The following is a 20,351-nucleotide window of genomic DNA, read 5'->3' as shown; positions in this document are numbered from 1 at the left end:
CGCGGGGGAGGCCGCGCTCCCGCCCCGGTTCCACACGGTCGTCCGGAGCCCGCCGCGCAGGCTGACGCGTCCCGTCCGGCGGCGCGTGACGATGAGCGGCATGAGCATCCACACCGCCGAACCGACCGCCATCTGCCCGGCTCCGCCGCCCCGTTGGGCCGTCCTGGCCGCACATCTGACGACCTGGGTGGTGCTGCCGAGCGGGCTGTGGCGCATCGCCCTGGTGCTCGGATTCCCGGCCGGGTACACCGACGCCGGCTTCGAGAGCTTCCAGACGCCCGGCGCGAAGGCGTGGATGCTGACGCTCTCCGTGCTCTGCGAACTGGCGGCCTTCCTCACCATCGGCCTGGTGCGACCCTGGGGCGAGTTCGTGCCCCGCTGGATACCGCTGATCGGAGGGAGGAAGGTCCGCCCCCTGACCGCCGTGGTCCCCGCCGCCCTCGGTGCGGCGGCCTTGACCGCGCTCTGGGCGCTCGTCCCCTGGTGGTGGACCTTCGCGCACCACGACATGACGCCCACCGGCAACCTCGTCGTCGGCATCCTCTACCAGCCGCTGTTCCTCTGGGGCCCGCTCCTCGCCGCCGTCACCGTCTCCTACCACCGCCGGCACCGCGGCACCGCCGCTCGGAGCCGCCAGACACCCCCTAGACGTGCAGGGTGCCCCGTAGGACCGTCACGGCGTTGCCCGTGAGGTGGACGCGGTCGCCCCGCACGGCAGTGTGGACCAGACCGGAGCGGGCGGACACCTGGAGGCCGGTGAGCCGGGGGCGGCCCAGGCGGGCCGACCAGTACGGGGCGAGTGCGGTGTGGGCGCTGCCCGTGACCGGGTCCTCGGGGATGCCCCTGGCCGGTGCGAAGAAGCGGGAGACGAAGTCGTGCCCCAGGCCCTCGCGCGCCGCCGGGGCCGTGACGATCACGCCGCGCAGGTCCTCGCGGAGCGTCAGGGCGGCCAGCGCTTCCGGATCGGGGGTCAGGTCGCGGACGGCGGCCTCGTCGGGCAGGACCGCCAGGAGGTCTCCGAGCGGGCCGGTACCGAAGGCGGCCGTCGGCTTGGCCCCGAGGGCCTCGGGCAGCCCCTCCGGAACGGGGACTTCGGCTCCGGGTGCGGCCGGAAAGTCCAGGGTGGTGGCGCCGTCCCCGTCGGTGTGCGTGACGAGTACTCCGTGCAGCCGGCTGTGGAACCGCACGGTGCCCAGGAGCCCCCGCTCGGTGCGCAGGACGTGAGCCGCGGCCAATGTGGCGTGACCGCACAGCCTGGACTCCACCAGCGGGGTGAACCAGCGGATGGCCCAGTCGGCCCCGGCCACGGCCTCAGCCCCGGCCTCCGAACCGGCTGGGCCCTCCACGGCACCCGGCAGCGGGAGGGCGAAGGCCGTTTCGGAGTGGTTCAGTTCGGCCGAGACCTGCCGCATCCAGGCATCGTCGGGCCACTCCCCGGCGGGCAGGAGACAGACACCCGCCGGGTTCCCGCTGAACGGACGATCGGTGAAGGCGTCGACCACATGGATTCGCATACCGGGAAGGTAGCCATGTCGATCGTCGCCCCACCAAGGCCAATCCGACCCGAATGGCCTGGCTCCGGCCCTACTCGGCGGAGTCCGGCTGGTAGCCGTACGGGCGGGTGATGATCTCCATCCCGTGCCCCGCCGGGTCCAGGAAGTAGACCCCGCGGCCGCCGTCGTTGTGGTTGATCTCGCCCGGGTGCTTGCCGTGCGGGTCGGCGAAGTACGGGACACCCCCCGCCCGGATCCTCTCGAACGAAGCGTCGAACTCCGCTTCCGAGATGAGGAACGCGTAGTGCTGCACGGAGATGGACTCGGCAGGAACGGTCGCGAAGTCCAGGGTGACGCCGTTCGCGGTCTCGACGGGGACGAACGGCCCCCACTCGGCTCCGACCTCGAGGCCGAGGATGTGCGCCAGGAACTCGGCGGACTCCCGGTTGTCACGGGAGTGGATGATGGTGTGGTTCAGCTGTACCGACATGTGTGGATGCCTCCGACAGGCACGTCACGGCACCTCCATGCCTCACCCGGTCGGTGACCGACACGCGATGCCGTGACGTGATCTTAAACATCCCTTCCGGGTGGAGTCCACCGGATTCGCGCCATCACGAACCCCCGTACACCGCCTTGACGTTGTCCTGCGCCGGGTGCGTACGGCCGGCCGGGCCCGCGGCGAAGACCCGTAGGAGGTTCTCCGTCACCCGGGTGGTCAGTGCGCCCGCCCGCGCGTCCAAGCCGTGGTTGGCACCGCTGCGGCCGTCGCCCGTCGCGTCGAGGGCCTCCACCCAACGCATCGTCCCCGTCGCGAAGACCCCGGCGCCGCTCGGCACCGTGTAGTACGCCGTGTCCTGGTGGCTGGGCCGGCCCTCGCAGACCACGGGGGAGTGGGCCAGGATCTCGATCGGTCGGGGCGTCGGGAAACCGGTGTTGACCTTGTCGTACTCCACACCGACCAGGTGCGCGAACCGGTCGCCCGCCTTCGCCCCCGTGCCCTCGAACAGCCAGTGGCCCGGGTTCGTCACGACGTACGGGGCGTCAACCGGGTACCCGTCGTAGATCACGCCCAGCAGCGAGCTCTCCGGGTCGGCGGCCGGCGGGGAGCGGAAGTCGACCGTGGCCGGATGGCCGCGTTTGAAACCGGGGTCCTGGTCGTAGGAGGACTTGTAACAGACCAGCGTACGGTCGGGCCCCAGGTCGGAGGGCTCCAGTCGGATGCGGCGGTAGCAGCAGTTCGCACCCAGGATCGCGATGTTGGTGCCGGCGTCGCGGGCCGCCGTGAAATGGGCGCGCTGCTCGGGCGACCAGTACTCGTCGTGGCCGAGCGAGAGCACCGCCGCGGCCCCCTCCAGCAGCCGCTTCTCCCGGGCCACGTCGGTGGTCGTCGTGTACGCCAGGGGTATGCCGAGCCGCTCGGCGAGCGCGAGCAGCGGCGCCTCGTACACGAGGAAGAGGCCCGCGCCGTCGTCGTACTCGTACGGGCGGTCGAAGCTCACGGCGAGCGAGCGCGAGGCGTAGCCGCCGCTGGGGCCGTCGTAACTGCCGTAACCGCCCCACCGGTTGTACGCCTGCCAGGTGGCCACCGCGTTGACCACCACGGTACGTCCCGCCGTGGCCGCCGAGCGGACCGTGACGGGCACGAACCGCTGGCCCTCCCCGCCCTGCGCGTCGAGCCGCAGCAGGTAGCAGCCCTCCGGCCAGTCCTTGGTCTCGACGGTCGCGGTGCGGGCCCAGCGGGTGCGGACCGTCCGGGTCGCGGAGTCCACGCCGTGCTCGGGCTGGCGCACGCCCGGCAGCGCCTCGGAACGCCACACCAGTCGGGCCCGGGCACCGCCGTACCAGCCCATCCGGTAGGCGGAGACCGTGAACCGGGGCGCGGTGGTGGACACGTACAGCCCGAACGACTCGCCGGGCAGCACGCTGACCTTGTCCGCGAAGCCCTCGACGGCGCGGGCCGCCCCGGCCTTGGTCACCTGCCAGTCGGCGTTCCCGGGGCGGGCGTTCTCGGCCTTGACGTCGAAGCCGCCCGGCCCGTCCTTGCCCGGCGAGCCGGCCGGCTTCGGGCTCTTGCCGGAACCCGCCCCGTCTGCCCCGCCCGCTCCGCTCGCGCCGTCGGCGTCCCCGGCCGCGCAGCCCGCCACCGTACCGAGCCCGGCTGCCGTGGCCGCTCCCGTCGCGATGGCGAGGAACCGCCGCCTGCCTGCGCCTTCGCCGCCCCCGGCTATGTGCTCCTGATCCATGGAGGGCACGCTATGTCACGCTTGGGCCCCAGTCCTTACTGCCCCAGTCCTTACTGCCCTGGCCCTTACCGCCCCGGCCCGTCCTGGCTCTGGGGGCGCCACGTGTGGGACGGGAGCGAGTCCGCCAGCGTGGTGAAGTGGCGCTGGTCGCGCCACGCGGCGAGATTGCCGATGACGAACAGGCGGCGTTTGGCGCGGCTGACCGCGACATTGAGGAGGTTCGGGCGGGAGGCCGCCCACGTCCGGGCGCCCGCGCGCCGCGGATCGGTGCCCAGGACCAGGACGACGACGTCCGCCTCCTTGCCCTGGGTCGTGTGCACCGTACCGACCCGCTCGGCCGGCACCAGGTCGCGGCAGGCCCGCTTCGCACCGGCGACGACCTGGCGGAACGGGCTGATGACGAACACGTCCCGGTCGAGGTCCACGCCCCCTTCGTCGCGCAGCCGTTCCAGTACGCGCCGCAGCGCCCTGCCCTCCTCCGGGATCCAGTGCCCGTCCGCCTCCGCGCCGGTGACGTTCACCCAGCTGCTGGCCGGGCGGTAGACGTAGGGATCGCGTGCTCCCGGGTCGATGCCCTGGACCATGAGGCCGTCGTACGCGATGGCGTTGCTGATGGAGAACATCGGATCGTCGCACCGCCGGTGCACCCGCAGCGGCGAGCCGACCCACACCTCGTGACCGCCGTCGGGCAGTTCGGCGGGCAGCAGGGTGCCGTAGCGGTTGGCACGGTCGGCGAGCTGCTGCACCGAAGTACGCCCCGGCGCCCATTCCTCCGCGGCGCCGAAGTCGTCGCGCAGCGCCCGCTGCGCCGTCCACGGCAGCAGGACGACCGGCTCCAGCTGGAGCGGGTCGCCGACGACGACCGTACGGCGGGCCCGCCAGATGCCGCCGACCGCCATCTGCGGGGTCGCCTGCCCGGCCTCGTCCACGAACAGCCAGCCCAGCGACTCGGCACCGAGCCGCCCGAAGACCCGGTCGAGGGAGGCGAAGGTGGTCGAGACGACCGGGACCAGCAGGAACAGGCTCTGCCACGCGGCCCGCAGGTGCGCCTCGGGCACGGTCCGCGGTACCGCGCCGGTGACCGCGTCCATGGCGGCCATCAGGTTGGCGTACATGGTGCGGGCCGTGCAGCGCAGGAAGGCCCGGTGCAGGTCGAGGGCGGCGAGGAACAGCTCGCTGCGGGCCTGCGTGATCTCCGGGTCGGACCACGGGGCCGAGCGCTCGCGCGCCGCGTCGTCGTCGCTGTTGCCGCTGATGCCGTTGCCCTCGCCGCCGGTGAGCCGGCCCTCCTCCGGTACGAACCCTTCCCAGCGGGTACGGGCCGCCGCCAGGGTCCGCTCCACCTGCTCGACTCGGGCGCGGGCCGCATCCGCCGCCTCCTGCCGGGCGGCCAGCCGCGCCTCGGCCGCGTCCACGGTCGCATGTACGCCGTCCAGTCGCGCCTGCGCCGCGTCCCGGGCCTGGCGCGCCGCGGCGGTCGCGGCCGCGGCCTGCGCCTCGTCCGCGTGCCAGTCGCGGGCGGCGCGGCCCAGGGTGAAGAGGCTGACCGTGAAGCCGGGGCGGCGCGCCCGGTGCGCTTCGAGCGTCCGCTCGGCCTCGGCCAGTACCTGACGGGCCCGCGCCAGTACGGCCTCGGCGGGCGGGAGCCCGAGGCGGGCGCGGGCCAGGGCCGGGGCGTCGTGCCCCACAGCGCCCTGAGCCCGGCGCAGAGCCTCGTACGCCGCCAACCGGTCGGCATGGGCCCCCGCGGCACGCGTCCGCTCCTCGCGCAGCCGCTCGACCTCGGCCAGCGCGGCCTCGAACCGCTGCCTGGACTCGCGCCACACGCCGGTCTGCGGGGTGTCGCGCCACTGGCGCAGGAGGTGCGAGAGCCCGCTGCCGCTGTCGATCCAGGCGTTGCGGCCGGGGCGGCGGGCACCGTCACGGCAGCCGTCCGCCTGCGGCGGGACGGGCGGCGGGGGCGGGGCGTCGGCGTCGGTCCGGCGGTACTTGCCGTGCCAGAAGCGGTTGACGAACTCCAGGCGGTTCTTCTTGCTGCCCAGCCGGGCCGCGACCGCGCCCCAGGCGGGGTCGCCCTTGAGGAGGCGGGTGGCCTGCTCGGCGAAGTAGTCGGCGTCGCCGCGCCACTGCTCGCCGAGTGCGGCGCGGGCGGGGATCTCGGTGGAGATGTTCTCCACCGCACCGTTGTTGGCGGAGGCGACGACGATCTCGAAGCCGGTGAACTCCGGCCGCAGCGGCGTCACCGTACGGGTGTAGTCGCCGCTCTTCCACACGTACGGGGCCTGCTCGGCGAACGCCTGGGAGGGCAGCCGGAGCGCGGCCAGGCGGCGGGCCCGCTCGACCACGGCGGAGGCGAAGCAGTCGCGCAGCATGGTGGTCTTGCCGGTGCCCGGGGGACCGTTGACGGCGAAGATGCCGGCGGCCGGGGCGAGGTCGGCGTGGATGGCGTTGACGGCGAACTGCTGGCTCAGCGCGAGGGGATGCCCGGGGTCGGCCGGCCAGCGGCCCGCCGGGGTACGGGCGGGGGCCACGCCGTCGAGCGCGACCGCGGGGTGCAGGCGCAGGTCGATGCGGCGGGCCTTGTCGCAGGCGGCTTCGGGGGTGAGGTAGGCGGCCAGGGCCGGGCCGGGGTCGCGCTGTGCGAGCTCGCGGGCCACGCGGTCGAGGTCCGCGGCGATGAAACTGTTGAGGAAGTCCTGCTGGTCGGCGCCGCCGGGGTGGTCCAGGCGCACGGGGGTGCTGCGGACGCGAACGCCGGCCGGGGCCAGGGCGACGGAGACGCCCCAGGCGAGGGCGAGGCTGCCGGTGAACTCCAGTAAGTGCTTGGCCGTGACCACGCCGGCGCCGACGGGGGAGTCCTCGCCACCACCCGTACCCGCATCGGCTTCGCTGTCGGCCCCTCCTGCCGGGGCCTCGACGGGCCGCTCCCCGAGCGCACCGGCCCGCAGGCCCCACGCCCCGGCCTCCTCCTCGAATCCGTCGAGCCAGCCCGGGCTGCCGGGGCCGGGCGTCACGGCGCGGCCGGTGGCCCAGGCGCAGGAGGAGAAGACGGGGGAGTCCAGGACCAGTCGGCCCTCGTCCGTGACGGTCAGCGCGAACAGCGCGCTCTCGCCGTCCATCCGGCCGTCGTGGTCCTCGCCGCTCTCGCCGAAGACGTCGAGCAGAGTGTCCCGAACCGCGCCGAGGGCGTACGCGCCGCCGTACACGACGTGTTGCCACCCGTACCCGGGCTCCAGGGGTTCGGACCGCAGCGGATGCCCGGCCTCCCAGGGCATGGGCCGGTCCGGCTCGACGCCGTAGACGCGCTCCTTGACGGAGATCCCGGGCACCTTCTGCGGGCTGAACAGCTCAACTGCCCGCCAGTACCCCACGATCTGCCCCCGCCGCCGACGTTCGCCCCCCATGGCACCCGCTCCCGTCATCGGTGATCACTACTGCGCACCTTACGGCGCCACCGCCACCCGGGTCAGGCCGTTGCGCTGCCCCGGCACCGGCGGGTGAGCCGGGCGGCTATTGCAGGTTCAGGAGGAGCGGGTGTGACGGGTCCTCGGGGCAGGTGAAGATGCGGAGTTCACCGAACGAGCCGAGGTTCAGGTCCGGGTCCCGGCCGCTGTCCAGGGTGAGGGACAGCCGGGTCCGGGCGCCGCAGGAGCAGTCGAGCGGTTCCGGGTCCGTGGAGTGCCAGCTCGGCCAGCCGCCGGCCTTCCACCCGTCGTGGCAGGCGAGGCCGCGGTGGTACTCGGTGCCGTGTGCCTGTGCCCAGGCGTCGGCCCGCGCGGCGAGCTCTGCGGGCAGGTCCTCCGGGTCCGGGAGGTCGGTCACCCCGGCCGGATCCAGGACGCAGGGCCGCGGCAGGTGGCGGCGCGGGGCGTCGACCGGTACGGGGGGCTCCAGCACGGCCGCGACCGACGCGGCCGAGCGGCGGTACACCTCGACGGCCGGTCCCCAGTGCGCCGACCGGCCGGGCAGCTCGGGGTGCTCCCGAGGGCACCACAGCACTTGCAGCACGTCAGGGCCCTCGGGCAGGTCGGCCGCCGGTACGTCCTGCGCGCGCAACTGGAGCACGCCGACCAGCGGCACACCCGGGTCGGCCGGGACCGGCACCCAGCGGCACAGCTCCCACGTGTTCATGTCGAGCGACCCGGCGCCGTTCATGATCCGGGAATGGAGCTCGGCCTCCTCCTCGGTCAGCTCGTACGCGGAGTGCGGCTTCCCGGCCCGCCTCGCGCGCATGTCGCGGTCGATCCGCCGGAGGGCTTCCCGGTCGGCGTCGGAGAGCTTCTCCCGCACCTCGGTCAGGTGCGGCCCCCGGCATACGGGCCACTCCTCCTCGGCGGGCCACAGCATCGGCCCGCCGACATGACTGTCCCGCGCGGACGGCGTCCCCGCCGCGGGGCGCAGCAGCGTGGCCCTGCGGGCGTACGGGGCGAGGGCGGGCACGGCGGCGAGCAGCGCCTCGGTACCGGGGTGCACGTCTGTCACGTCAGTCACGCGGGAATCCGTAGCTTCCGCAAGGCAGCGGCCCACTCCTCGGCCGCCTCGGCGTCTCCCACACGCCGCGCACGCGTAGGATGTCCGGTTCCGACCCGTTCCGGGGATCGGCAGTGGCGTGGCAAGAGGTGGAAAGTGGCGGATCGGTTCCGGCGGGAGCCATGGGGCTGGTGGCGCTGGATGGCGGCTTGTGTCGTGCGCTACACGGCGCTGTTCGCGGCCGGCTGGACCGTGGTGACGCTGACCAGTCCGGGGCTGGACGATCCGGGCAGTGACGGCTTCGATGACACCCTGCCGTACGGGGAGACGGTCCGCGCGTACTGGGAGCTGGCGCCCGGTATGTTCGCGACGGTCGGCGGGCTCACGCTGCTGGTGCTGGTGTGCCTCTCGCGCCGGCGGAACACGCAGACCGAGTCGGCCGAGTTCCGGCTGCTCGTCGGGACGCTGACCGTCGTGCCCCTGATGCTCTTCGCCATGTTCGGCTGGCCCTCGCTCATCGTCGTCCTGCTGGCGGTCCAAGGGGTCTTCGCGGGCCTGCTGATGCCCGTGGGGCCGAGGCGGGTCATGCCGTGGTCGCGGGCGGGAGCCGCCGACGCGCCGGCCGAGCCGGAGTAGCGGCCCCCCGCCACGGTGCCCGGTCAGGGGCGGTGGCCGAAGCGGAAGGCGGCGGCCCGGGCCTGGAGGGCGCGGATCTCCGTCGGGGTGGTTTCGAGGAGGGTGGCGGCCAGGGCCAGCTCATGGTCGAGGGTCCGGCCCGTGTGGAGCGGGACGTCCGCATTGAAGGAGACCGGGACTCCGGCCGCCAGCAGGGCGGGGAGCGGATGGGCGCAGGGCGTAGGGACGGCGCCCAGGGCCAGGTTCGATGTCAGGGACACCTCGGTCAGGATCGAGTCCCGGGCCATCCGGCGCAGCAGCGCGGGGCTGGTGGCGCAGGAGAGCCCGTGGCCGATGCGGCGGGCACCCAGCTGGTCCAGGGCGCGCCAGACGTGCTCGGCCGGGCCGAACTCGCCCGCGTGCACCGTGCAGCCCAGGCCCGCTTCGGCCGCGGCCCGGGCGAGCGGCACGAAGGGCCGTACATCGGGGTGGGTGAGCTCGTCCCCGGCGATGTCGATGCCCACGAACACCGGGGGAAGGCAGCCGACGCGGTCCGTGAGCTCGGCCGTGAAGACGTCCGAGCTGTTGCGGTTGACGAGCAGGACCGCGGAGACCAGGGGATCGCGCAGCGGGCCCAGGACGTCCTGCGCGGTGTCGGTGAAGTCCTGCCAGGTCATCCCGTCGACGAGGAACCGGCGTGGCGAGAGCCGGAGTTCGACGTAGTCGGCGCCCTGGAGGCGCTGTTCGCGGTGTACGTCGCGAAGGAACCGCCGGAGGTCGCCCGGCTGGATCCGGGAGCGGTCGGGGCGGTCCGTGCGGTGCGCCTCGAAGAAGCGGTCGCGCGAGCCGAAGTCCCGTAGGGCAAGGCCCAGTTCGAGCCGTTTGCGCTCCTCCGGTTCGAGGTGCAGGTGGAGATGGGGGGAGCGGGGGTGCTCGTCGTGCGGGTCGGTCATGTCGTCCTGCGGAGCCTTAGTTTGATCCAGCGCTGCACCTCGTCGGAGGAGTCCCGTTCCTCCTCGGTCCAGGTGTGCTGTACGTCGAACCCCGCCTGGCGGGCCAGGGGGATCAGATCGCCGTGCCGGTAGAAGAAGAAGTGGCGGCGGTACGGGTTCTCGCCGCCCATGGGCAGGGAAGCGTGCCCGTCGCCCTCCTTGACGGAGACCTGTACGGCGCCACGGCTCTCCAGCACCCGGTGGAACTCCCGTAGCGCCCGCAGGAGTTCGGCCGGTGGTAGGTGCAGCAGCACCGCGGAGCACCACACCGCGCCCACGGACGCGGTCGACAGCGGCAGGGAGCGTACGTCACCGGTGACCCGTTGGACCTCGGGCTCGTCGGGGGTCATCGTCAACAGGGGCAGGCAGGCGTCGAGCGCGATGACCCGGCGGCCGTTCGCGGCGAAGCACAGCGCGTCGCGCCCCGCGCCCGCGCCGGCGTCGAGAACGACTCCGCGGGTGGTGCGTGCCAGATCGGCGATCTCGTGGGGCAGGGTCGAGCCGGCGGTGAACTGCCGGGTGAGGGCCGCGTAGGTACGGGCGGCCACTCCGTAGGCGAGCAGAGTTTCACGCATTTGGCGGTCCGTATCGGACTCGTCCGGGTCACGCAGCCGGTTGGTGGTGTCCTGGCAGTTGGCGAGGAAGGGGAACGCGGCCCAGTCCCACAGGTCGGGCGCGTCTAACGTTCCCGCCCACACGCGCCGTGCGTACTGGGAGGGCAGGTCGGGATCGGACAACAGGTACCCCTCGTCGCGTTTCCATGTGCAGAAGTAGTAGTTCTTCTTACGGTGCGCGGTGTCAATCAGACTCGACAGGCCGGAGATTTTCCGACTTCCGGGTGCAGCGAACAGCGGCGAATGGGCCGCATCCGAAAGGGGGAAGATGTGGAGGTGCGAATGTGTGATGCACGACCCTCCGGTGCGGTGCCGGCTTGCGGCGGCCGAGGCCGTGCCCGGGTCCGCGGCCCCGATCGCGCCCGCGGCTCCCGATGATCCGTGTTCCACCAGTACCACCGGGTGGCCGAATTCGCGCTCGATGCGCTCGGCGAAACACCAGCCGACGGAGAACGCCTCGGCCAGATCGGCCGGCGGCAGCTCGCCGAGGCTCGTGGTGTGCCGCCGCGGAACGACCAGTACGTAGCCCGGCAGCAGCGAACCGAGCCCGGACAGGACATCGACGGCCCTGGTCCGGGCGACGAGCCGGGAGAAGCCCGGCCCGGGCCCGTACGTCTGCCCGCTCCCGTGCCCTGACCCTGCGCCGGGCGGATCTCCGGGCGTCCGCGGGGTGACGCCCGTGGCGAAGGATCCGGACAGCCGGACCTCCTCGCACATCTCGCACACCTCGGGCGGCGGCATGACGACGGGGACGGGAGCGGGAGCGGGGACGGTAGCGGTCACGGTGAGCCCCCCGTCCGGGTCGACGGGCGCCGCTCCCATACGAACTGGAGCACCATCAGCAGCGCAGGAAGGATCAGCGCGGTCAGGAAGTCGTTGACCGAGAACCGCCCGGTCACCAGGAGGGCGATCGGGATGCCGGTGGTGATGAGGGCGATCGCCCAGAGCACCAGGGTGAGCCATTTGCTCCGCAGCCAGTCGAAGAACGCGTTCTGGATCAGGAGCCTGCGCGTCAGGTCCTGGGCCTGGTCCTCGCTCTGCACGATCGCGCACCCCGGATAGAGCAGGGACGCCTTGCTCCGGGGGGTGGACAGGACCGCGGCGCGTGCCGAGGACAGCGCCGAGACGAAGGGCCACAGCGCCCACACCGAGGGGCGCATGGGGCTGCGGGGCAACTCCCAGTGGCCTCCCTCCAGTTGGCTGTCGATGATGCCGGCGACGGCCTGGAAGAGCTTGGGCTGGAGCGGGTCCACCACGCCGGTGGAGAAGATCGCGGACAGGGCGAGCGGCCCCGCGAAGTGCGGGAGGGAGTTCTGGAACACGGCCGGAGCGCCGCCGTCCGTGAACGGGACGTCGTACTCCTCGACCGTCGTGCTGCGCTCGACGTGCACCCCGGGTTCGATCCGGTCCAGCAGCCATTCCGCCGTCTGGCGCATGGTGTTGGTGCTCAGCGCTCCGGGGATCCGGGCGAGCGCCATCAGCGCCATGCTCGTGTGCACCACCGTCGGCTGCGCCCCGGGCAGTGGTCCCCAGCCCGGGGTCTGCGCGTTCTGTACGTCGATCAGCCAGCGCTGGGCGTTGGCCAGGGCCTCGCCGCCCGCGCCGGACTCGTGGAGGGCGAGCATGTTGAGCGCGGTGTGGAAGACACGGGAGGGCTGGCCGCGGTACGAGCCCCAGCCGAAGTCCACGTTCTGGTTGGCCCGCAGCCATTCGACGCCCAGGCGCAGGGAGTCCCCGGCGAGGAGGGCGGCGCCCGGCTGGCTGAGCGCCCGTACCACCCAGGCCGTGGCCTCGCCGATGGGGAAACCGTTGGTCGTACGCACCGGCCAGCCGCCGGCGCTGCCGTCGGGGGACAGGCGCTGCTGGGCGGTGAGGTAGCCCACCACCTCGGAGGAGCGCTCGAAGCGGCCGCCCGCGAGGCCGAAGGTGAACAGGCCCACCGCGGAGGCGGTGATGCCCGGGTTCGGATCGTCGAGGTAGTGGTACCAGCCGGCGGCCGCGTCCGGAGCCGTACGGAAGTTCTGGCGCAGGCAGCCGATCGCGAGGTCGATGGATGCGGTGACGGCGGTACCGGACAACTCGGCTGCGGAACGCACGCCTTGGTCTCCCCCCGGGTGGCGGCTTCACGGCACGGCGTCCCGGTGCGTAGGTGATTCGGCACGCAGAACGGTAGGCACAGTGTGCCCTTTCCGGGGTCGCCCGACACCGGTTTCTCCCGTACGTGGCCCGTAGCCGCGTGTGCGGTTCCGTTCGGTTCGAGCGGGGCCGTACCGGGACCGGCCGGCCGTGCGGGAGCCGGTGAAAGCGCCGCGCGGCGGCGGCCTGCGCGAACAACGGGGCTGGTCATCGGCGTCGCTTCCCTCGGGAGCCGGCTCTCGGGGCGCCGGCCGCCGGGTCCTGCGGAGGGTCCCGTCCGGCCGCGGCCGCAAGTGCTTTGCGCGTGGTGACTCCGTCCGGCGACGGGTTCCGGCCAACCTGCCCGCGCCGGGAGCCCGGGAACGCGGGCGGGGCCCGACGCGATCAGCCGCCAGGCCGGGGCCGCCGACGCCGGCAGGTCGGCCAGATCCGGCTGCTCCGGTCCGCGGGCTGCTGTGTACTCACTGCTTCCGGTTCCCCGAACGCCGCGTCCGCCCTCCCCCCAGCCCGGGTCGGGCTTCCTCGCCATGCCCGCAGGGCTACGGCGAACCGGCTTTCACAGCACACGAGTTGGAGGAGAGGCGCATGTCCCGGACACAGACCGAGAAGCCGAATCCCGCCCCGCCGGAGTTCACGTTCAAGTGGGGGCAGCACAACAAGGCCATGGAGCGGCTGTCGCTCGCGCAGATGGCCCGCCGGGTGCCGTCCGCCCTCGCCCGGACCGGCCGCCTCGCCTGGGCGGTGAACCGTACGGCCTTCATCTGGCTCGTCGGAGCCCAGGTCATCGGCGGGATCTGTACGGCCGCGGCCCTCACGGCCGTCTCCAGGGCCATGGGCCCGCTCCTCACCGGCGGCACCGTCGAGCAGCGCATCGCGGCCGCCGCCTGGCCGCTGGTGGCCGCCGCCGCGATGACCGCCCTCGGCGCACTCGCCTCCATCGCCTCCGGCAGCGCCGCGCGCCGCCTCACCCCGGGCATGTCGACCATCGCCGACCTCGCGATGGTCGACGCCCACATGGACGTGGAACTCGCCTCCTACGACGCGCCCGACTTCACCGAGCGCTCCGAGGCGGCCGAGACCGGATCCGCGCGTTCCTCCATGCTCCTGCAGGACGCCCTCGGTTTCACCAGCGGACTCATCGACATGATCGCCGTCGCCTCGGTGCTGTCCGTGGTCCATCCGGTTCTGCTGCCGCTCCTGCTGCTGTCGGTCGTTCCGCGCGGCCTGGGCTCGGTCTACGCCGCCCGCCTCGACTACACCCTCCACAACGAGACGGTCGCGTCCCGCAACATCCGCCACATGATGCGCTGGCACCTCACCACGCCCAAGCTCGCGGACGAGCTCCGCGGCAACAGCATGCGTCCCTACGCCCACCACTGGTACGCCGCCGTCTGTGAGCGCATCGACTCCAGGATGGTCGGCTCGGCTCCCCGCTACCTGACCGTCCACCTGATCGCCGCGGGCGCGTCCGGGCTGTTCGTCGTCCTGACGTGGATGTCCCTGGGCGGACTCGTGGCCGGCGGATACATGGCCATCGGTGCCGCCGGTACCGCCATCGTCGCCATGCGGACCTCGACCGCGGCCCTGTCCAGCCTGGTCGTCTACGGCGCGGCGATGTTCCAGCACGCCCTCTACCTCGGCGACTACGCCACCTTCATCGCGCAGGCAGCCGAGCAGTCCGGAGCCCGGGGCCCGCAGGCCATGGAGGCCCCGGAGAAGATCCGGCTGGAGGCGGCCGCCTACACCTACCCGGGCAAGGACACCCCCGCCCTCGGACCGGTCGACCTGACCCTGAACCGCGGCGAGGTCGTCGCGCTCGTCGGCGAGAACGGCGCCGGGAAGTCCACCTTCATCCGCCTCCTCACCGCGCTCACCACCCCGACGGCCGGCACGGTGTCCTGGGACGGCGTGCCGACCTCCGACGCCGACCAGCGGACCGCCTGGACCCACGTCGGCCTCGTCACCCAGTCCTACGGCTACTGGCCCTTCTCCGCGCGCGAGAACATCACCCTCGGCCAGCCCGACCCGCGCGGAGAGGAAGCCGTCTGGGACGCCCTGCACGCCGTCGGCATGAAGGAGGCCGTCGAGGAGTTCCCCGACGGCCTGGACACACTCCTCGCCCGGTCCCTCTGGGGCGGACACGAACCGTCCGGCGGCCAGTGGCAACGCCTCGCCTGCGGCAGGGCGTTCCACCGCCGCCCGGCGCTCCTCGTCATGGACGAGCCGACGTCAGCGATGGACCCGCGGGGCGAGCACATGGTCTTCTCCGGCCTGCGCGACATGAAGGCGGAACGGATCACCGTGATCGTCACGCACCGCATGGAGAACTGCCGGCTCGCCGACCGCATCATCCTCCTGGAGCGGGGCCGGATCGCCGAGCAGGGGACGTACGAGGAACTGATCCGCACGCAAGGATCCTTCGCCGAGCTCGTCCGGCTCTCCATGGACCGGTAGCCGGGCCGGCACCATCCCGAACGGATACGGCCACCCACCCCCGCCGCCGCGGGGGTGGGTGGGTGGCCCGCTCAGCGCCGGCCCGTACGCACCGCGCCCGCGCTCGCCGCGGCCACCATCGCGATCCCCGCACACTGCGGCAGCGACAGCCCCTGGTCCAATACCAGGTAGCCCGCCAGTGCGGCGAAGGCGGGCGCCAGGCACGTCAGCACCGCGAACGTCGCCGCGGGCAGCCGGCGCAGCGCCAGCAGCTCCAGGGTGTGGGGCACGCCCGAGCTCATCACAGCGATGGCAAGGCCCAGGCCGAGCACCCGCGGTTCCAGCAGGGTCGCGCCCGATGCGCCGATGCCCAGCGGCAGGCTGACCAGCGCGGCGACGGACATCGCGACCGCCAGCCCGTCCAGCCGCGGAAAGCGGGCGCCCGCACGGGCGTTGAACACGATGTACGCCGCCAGCATCACCCCCGCACCCAGCGCGAAACACACGCCCGCGACGTCGAGCCGCTGGAAGTCGCCGCTGCCCAGGACGTACACGCCGGCCAGCGCGAGAGCGGCCCACAGCAGACTGGCGGCGCGGCGCGCCGCGACGACCGACAGCAGCAGCGGACCGAGCACCTCCAAGGTGACCGCCGCCCCCAGCGGGATGCGGTCGATCGCCTGGTAGAAGAGGACGTTCATGCCGCCGAGAGCCAGGCCGAAGCCCCCCGCCACCGCCCAGTCGGCCCGCGAGTACCCGCGCAGCCGCGGCCGGGTGACGGCCAGCAGCAGCAACGCGGCGAACGTCACCCGCAGGGCAACCGTGCCCAGCGCCCCGGCCCGGGGGAACAGCAGGGCGGCAAAGGCCGATCCGAACTGGACGGAGACGGCCCCGGCCAGCACCAGGCCGACGCCGCCGAGGGTGCCGCGCCCGGCGGCGTGGCGCAGGACGACGGGCGCGGCCGTCGTCGCGGTCGAGTCGTGCACCGTGGATGTCATGCCCTTCACGCTAGGAAACCGGCCGCGCCGCGTGAAATGCCGAGTACGTCCCGGTTATGCTCCTGACGCATGACCATCGAGCTGCGGCACCTGCGTGCCTTCCTCGCCATCGCCGAAGAGGGCAACGTCACCCGCGCCGCCGCCCGCCTGCACCTGAGCCAGCCCGCGCTCTCCCGCACCCTGCGCCAACTGGAGGACCACCTCGGCGCGCGCCTCGTCGACCGCTCCACGCACCACCTCGAACTGACCGCCGAGGGACGGACCTTCCGCGACAAGGCCGGTGCCGCCCTCGCCGCCGTCGAGACCGCCCTCGACCCGGGAGGGCTGAGGAACTGGCCGCTGCGCCTGGGCCACACCTGGGCGGCGCTCGGCGACCACACCGTCCCCTTGCTGCGCCGCTGGGACGAGCGGCACCCCGGCACCCCGCTGGAGCTCCTGCGCATCGACGACCGTACGGCGGGCCTCACGCAGGGCAAGGTCGACGCGGCCCTGCTGCGCGGCGCGGTCACCCCGGCCGGACTGCGCACGGAACTGCTGCTGTCGGAGCGGCGGGTGGTGGTCATGCCGGCGGACAGCCCGCTGGCGGCTCTCCCGCAGGTCACCCTGGCGGACCTCGTCGCCCATCCGATCGCCCTCAACACCGTCTCCGGCACCACGACGCCGGACCTGTGGCCGGCGACGGACCGGCCCACCGCGACCATCGAGGTGACCAACACCGACGAGTGGCTCATGGCCATCGCCGCGGGCCGCGCCGTGGGCGTCACCACCTCGGCCACCCCCAGCAACCACATACACCCCTCGCTGGTCTACCGCCCGCTCGCCGACGCGCCGACCGTTCCCGTGTTCCTCGCCTGGCGCGAGGGCCCGGGCCACCCGGCGATCCCGCACCTGGTGGCACTCGCGCACGAGGTCCTCACGGCCGGCGAAGGCTGACGAAGACATGGACGGGACGAAGAGACGAAGAGACGAAGAGCCGTTCGATGGACTCGCCCCGGAGCCGGATGCTCTCATGGGACCCATGCGGAGTCGGGGGTCGGGCCGCTCGGGCTGGTGGCTGCTCGTCGTGGTCGCCGCCGGCGTCTCGGCGGTCTCCTGGCTGGCCAGCCTGCTCCCCGGCCTGGTGGGAGGAGCCCTGGTCGCGACCGGGGCGGCGGTCGGCGCCGTGCTGTCGCAGCGGGGCAGGCAGCTCATCGACGAGGGCGTGCTCCACGCGCTGGAGACGCGCGAGAAGCTGCTGCGCGACCCGCGGGGCCGGCTGCCCCGGGTCCGTGACATCGAAGACCTGATCGCGGTCGGCGTCCACCCCGCCGCCCCGGCGGGGAGCGCCCGTACGGTCACCTCGAAGGTCACCCCGTTCGTGCGCCGCGACCGGAGCGAGGAGATCGAGGCGGCGCTGCGCACGCACGACTTCGTACTGGTCGTCGGGGGGTCCACCGCCGGCAAGACGCGGGCGGCGTTCGAAGCGGCGCGCACGGTGCTACCGCGGCACGCGTTCATCGCACCCGACCCCGCCGACCGGACGTCGCTGCGTGCCGCCGTCGCCGCGGTCCGGGGGCGCTCCCGCTGCCTCGTCTGGCTGGACGACGTCGAACGGTACCTCGGGTCCGACGGCCTGACCCCGTACGCCCTGCACAAGCTCACCCGATCGCCCGGCAGCCGCGAGGTCGTCGTCCTCGGCACGATCAGAGCACATCAGCGGTCCCGCTACAGCGGCGTGGAGGACGGCGACGCCGACGCCGGCGCCCGCTTCGACCAGCGCACCGGACGGGACGTCCTCGCCCTCGCGCACGAGATCCGCCTCGACCGGCGCTGGGACCCGGACGAGGTGGCACGGGCCCGCGCGTTCCGGAACGACGAACGCATCGCCCACGCGATCGGCAGCGCCGGCCGCTACGGCATCGCCGAGTTCCTGGCCGCGGGCCCCCAACTGCTCACGGCCTGGCAGGACGCCTGGGCTCCGGAAGGCGGGCACACCCGTGGAGCCGCGCTGGTCACCGCCGCGGTCGAGGCCCGCCGCGCGGGGTGGGCGCACCCCCTGCCCACCGCGCTGCTGCGCGACCTCCACGAGCGCCACCTCGCCGCCCGCGGCGGATTCGGACTCCGCCCGGAGAGCTGGGAGGAAGCGGTGGCGTGGGCGACCACCCCGCTGTACGCCACCAGCAGCCTGCTCCTCCCCCTGGACCCCTCCGGGGACGCCCACTACGTCTTCGACTACCTGCCCGACGCGGTCGACGCATCCCCGGAAGGAGCCCCCGTCCCGGAGGAGACCTGGACGCGGCTGATCGCCGAGGCGGACCCCGCCACCTGCGAGGCCATCGGCTGGGAGGCGGTCCGGCGTACGAGGTACACCGCCGCCCGGACCGCGTTCCAAAAGGCCCTGGACGCGGGCGTGGTCACCGGCGCGGTCGGACTGGCCCGGGTCCTCGGCGAGGCGCGGCAGGTGCAGGAGGCCTGCCGGGTGCTGCGTACGGCGTTGGGGTCGGTCCCGGCGGAGACCGACCCCGACGCCCTCCTCGCCCTCCGGCGGGCCCTGGCCTGGTGGAGCGGGGGAGCTGGGCATACGGAGGAGGCTCTGGCCATGGCCAGGGCCGTCCACGAGGAGTACGCGAGGAGGTACGGCGACGAGCACCGCGCCACACTCGAAGCCGCGCTGATCACGGCCCGCTGGCTCGGCGCCACCGGGCGCACCTCGGAAGCGCTGGGCCTGGCGCTCGACACCGGGCAGCGCTCCCTGCGCGTGCTCGGAGCCGAGCACCGTACGACCCTGGACGGCCGCTTCGAAGTCGCGATATGGACCGGGGAGAGCGGGCAGCCGGCCGAGGCCGCGCGGCTGTGGGGCGAACTGGACGAGGACGCCGGCCGGTTGCTCGGCGAGCGCGACAAGCTCACGAACGACGTACGCTGGAACCGCGCGGCCGTCGCGGCGGACACCGGCGACACCGCACTCGCCCTGGACCTCCTCACCGGTGTCGTGGAAGGCAGAGCCGCCCTCTACGGCGACGCCCACCCCTGGACCCTGGCCGGACGCCTCGAACTCGCCGGACGCACCGGCCGGGCCGGGCGGACCGAAGAGGCGCTGGCGCTCGCAACCACCGTCACCACGGACTGTGTTCGGTCCCTGGGCCACGCGCACGAACTGACCCTCGCCGGACGCCACCAGCAAGCCCTGTGGACCGCCCGCTCCGGTCGCTCCGAGGAGGCCGGTGAGCTGTTCGCGGCCCTCCTCGCCGACTGCGGACGACTGCTCGGGCCGGACCACCCGCTGACCGAAGGGTGCAGGTCGCAGCTCGCGCAGCCGGCCGGGCGGCCTGGTACTACGAACTGCCGTCGTGGTAGGCCGCACCCCCGTGAACCGGCCTGACCCGACGTGAACCGACCCGCCCCCGACCCGCCCCGGCCGGCCCCGAACCGACCTCAGATCCCGATCCCGATCATCCGCAGAGCATCGATCGCGGCCGGGGAGAGGACGGACTCCTCCAGCCCCGGCAAGGGAATCCAGTCGACGGCGCAGGTGGAGTCGTCTTCCTTGGTGACCGCGAGCGGGCCGGGCGCCAGATCCACGCGGTAGAACAGCCCCACCAGGTTCCAGCTCACCCCGAGCCGGTGCGCCGTGTACGCCCGCGCGTCGACCAGGCGGGCGTCGAGGAGTTCGAGCCCGGTCTCCTCGTACAGCTCGCGTTCCAGCGCCTCGCGCGGCTGCTCGCCCGGATCGATCCCTCCGCCGGGCAGGTGCCACAACCCCGGCTCGAAGACCGGCGAGGAGTCCGAGAGCCGGGTCAGCAGCAGTCGGTCCTGCGTCGTGGCGATGGCGTAGGCCGATACCCGTGAGCGTACGTGCTCCGTCAAAACGTCTCCCCGTGACTGGAGTTGCACGGCGCACACCGGCCGCAAGGGGACAACCTATCCGGTCAGTACGGCCGCACCTCGACCCGCTGGCCCCAGACCCGCGCGTTGCATTCCGCGCTGATCGTCCGGCTCTCGCCGGGGCCGATCCGGTACCAGTTCGACCAGTTCCAGTACGAGATCCCGGACGTCGGACCGCACAGGCCGCCGAGGCGGGCCCAGCTGGTCTCCGAACCGCCGGTGCAGTCCATCCAGTACGCCGTGTTCGCGTAGTGCCCGATGCAGGAGGCGAGGCTCTGCGCTCCGGCGGGAGCGGCACTGGCCGACGTGGCGGGCACCAGGGCGAGCCCGGCGGCGGTGGCGGTCGCGGCGGCGATGCCGAGCGCTTTGCTGCGCAGTTGCATGTGTTCTCCCGTTGGGCTCTCGTCCGGACTCTCGTCGGACTTGCGTGCAACGAAAGCTAATGCCGCCCTCGGCGGCCTTCGATCCCCGGAAGTTGGGGTTTCGCCGGGTG

General features: G+C 73.3%; 16 protein-coding genes. 5 read left to right on the top strand and 11 right to left on the bottom strand.

The genetic code is table 11. The features are described 5' to 3' along the window. Positions 1–91 precede the first annotated feature (91 nt). On the top strand, positions 92–691 hold the full coding sequence (locus AB0M99_RS14010; RefSeq protein ID WP_365919921.1) for a hypothetical protein: 600 nt from the start codon (positions 92–94) through the stop codon (positions 689–691). Here the strand turns inward: AB0M99_RS14010 and AB0M99_RS14005 are convergent. The 5 genes from AB0M99_RS14005 to AB0M99_RS13985 form a co-directional block, all read right to left on the bottom strand. Beyond that, positions 645–1,514, bottom strand: a complete 870-nt coding sequence (locus AB0M99_RS14005; RefSeq protein WP_365919920.1) for a PhzF family phenazine biosynthesis protein — start codon at positions 1,512–1,514, stop codon at positions 645–647. The two genes, AB0M99_RS14010 and AB0M99_RS14005, sit on opposite strands and share 47 nt — an antisense overlap. Before the next feature lie 70 nt (positions 1,515–1,584). Then, positions 1,585–1,983 carry a VOC family protein gene (locus tag AB0M99_RS14000; RefSeq protein ID WP_365919918.1) on the bottom strand — a complete coding sequence of 133 codons (399 nt, stop codon included), beginning with the start codon at positions 1,981–1,983 and terminating at the stop codon, positions 1,585–1,587. A gap of 124 nt (positions 1,984–2,107) precedes the next feature. Continuing rightward, positions 2,108–3,739 carry a N,N-dimethylformamidase beta subunit family domain-containing protein gene (locus AB0M99_RS13995; RefSeq protein WP_365919913.1) on the bottom strand — a complete coding sequence of 544 codons (1,632 nt, stop codon included), beginning with the start codon at positions 3,737–3,739 and terminating at the stop codon, positions 2,108–2,110. Positions 3,740–3,804: 65 nt separating this feature from the next. Continuing rightward, on the bottom strand, positions 3,805–7,143 hold the full coding sequence (locus tag AB0M99_RS13990) for a DEAD/DEAH box helicase (protein WP_365919911.1): 3,339 nt from the start codon (positions 7,141–7,143) through the stop codon (positions 3,805–3,807). A gap of 106 nt (positions 7,144–7,249) precedes the next feature. Continuing rightward, positions 7,250–8,230: a hypothetical protein gene (locus AB0M99_RS13985; protein ID WP_365919909.1), complete on the bottom strand. Its 981-nt coding sequence runs from the start codon at positions 8,228–8,230 to the stop codon at positions 7,250–7,252. A gap of 180 nt (positions 8,231–8,410) precedes the next feature. Here AB0M99_RS13985 and AB0M99_RS13980 point away from each other — a divergent pair, with 180 nt between their 5' ends. After that, positions 8,411–8,845, top strand: coding sequence for a hypothetical protein (locus AB0M99_RS13980; RefSeq protein ID WP_365919907.1), 435 nt, complete (start codon positions 8,411–8,413; stop codon positions 8,843–8,845). 23 nt (positions 8,846–8,868) lie between these two features. Here the strand turns inward: AB0M99_RS13980 and AB0M99_RS13975 are convergent, their stop codons facing one another. Genes AB0M99_RS13975 through AB0M99_RS13965 form a run of 3 tightly spaced genes read right to left on the bottom strand, consistent with a single transcriptional unit; the run spans position 8,869 to position 12,526 of the window. Further along, entirely contained in the window at positions 8,869–9,777 is a 909-nt protein-coding gene (locus AB0M99_RS13975) for a hypothetical protein (protein ID WP_365919905.1), read from the bottom strand. Further along, positions 9,774–11,213 (bottom strand): methyltransferase domain-containing protein, encoded by a 1,440-nt coding sequence (locus tag AB0M99_RS13970; RefSeq protein WP_365919903.1) that lies wholly within the window; start codon positions 11,211–11,213, stop codon positions 9,774–9,776. Before AB0M99_RS13970 ends, AB0M99_RS13975 begins: the two co-directional genes overlap by 4 nt. Continuing rightward, positions 11,210–12,526 (bottom strand): prenyltransferase/squalene oxidase repeat-containing protein, encoded by a 1,317-nt coding sequence (locus tag AB0M99_RS13965; protein WP_365919901.1) that lies wholly within the window; start codon positions 12,524–12,526, stop codon positions 11,210–11,212. The genes AB0M99_RS13970 and AB0M99_RS13965 overlap by 4 nt, the downstream gene beginning before the upstream one ends. Before the next feature lie 625 nt (positions 12,527–13,151). Between AB0M99_RS13965 and AB0M99_RS13960 the strand changes: the two genes are divergently transcribed. Continuing rightward, a complete protein-coding gene (locus AB0M99_RS13960) occupies positions 13,152–15,020 on the top strand; it encodes an ABC transporter ATP-binding protein (protein ID WP_365919900.1) in 1,869 nt (622 codons plus the stop codon). Positions 15,021–15,091: 71 nt separating this feature from the next. Here AB0M99_RS13960 and AB0M99_RS13955 read toward each other — a convergent pair whose 3' ends face one another. Further along, positions 15,092–15,994: an EamA family transporter gene (locus tag AB0M99_RS13955; protein WP_365919898.1), complete on the bottom strand. Its 903-nt coding sequence runs from the start codon at positions 15,992–15,994 to the stop codon at positions 15,092–15,094. A gap of 69 nt (positions 15,995–16,063) precedes the next feature. Between AB0M99_RS13955 and AB0M99_RS13950 the strand changes: the two genes are divergently transcribed. Continuing rightward, complete coding sequence (locus tag AB0M99_RS13950; RefSeq protein WP_365919896.1) at positions 16,064–16,927, top strand: LysR substrate-binding domain-containing protein; 864 nt, start codon at positions 16,064–16,066, stop codon at positions 16,925–16,927. An 85-nt stretch (positions 16,928–17,012) separates the two neighbouring features. Then, on the top strand, positions 17,013–19,355 hold the full coding sequence (locus AB0M99_RS13945; protein WP_365919894.1) for a tetratricopeptide repeat protein: 2,343 nt from the start codon (positions 17,013–17,015) through the stop codon (positions 19,353–19,355). Positions 19,356–19,408: 53 nt separating this feature from the next. Here AB0M99_RS13945 and AB0M99_RS13940 read toward each other — a convergent pair whose 3' ends face one another. After that, positions 19,409–19,840 (bottom strand): NUDIX domain-containing protein, encoded by a 432-nt coding sequence (locus tag AB0M99_RS13940; protein ID WP_365919892.1) that lies wholly within the window; start codon positions 19,838–19,840, stop codon positions 19,409–19,411. Between the two features lie 62 nt (positions 19,841–19,902). Continuing rightward, complete coding sequence (locus AB0M99_RS13935; protein ID WP_365919890.1) at positions 19,903–20,241, bottom strand: hypothetical protein; 339 nt, start codon at positions 20,239–20,241, stop codon at positions 19,903–19,905. Positions 20,242–20,351: the final 110 nt, after the last annotated feature.

Origin of the sequence: Streptomyces sp. NPDC051183, assembly GCF_040682455.1 — a bacterium.
Lineage (GTDB): Bacteria > Actinomycetota > Actinomycetes > Streptomycetales > Streptomycetaceae > Streptomyces.
The sequence above is the reverse complement of the archived record's forward strand: the minus strand, read 5'-3'. Positions and strand labels throughout refer to the sequence as shown.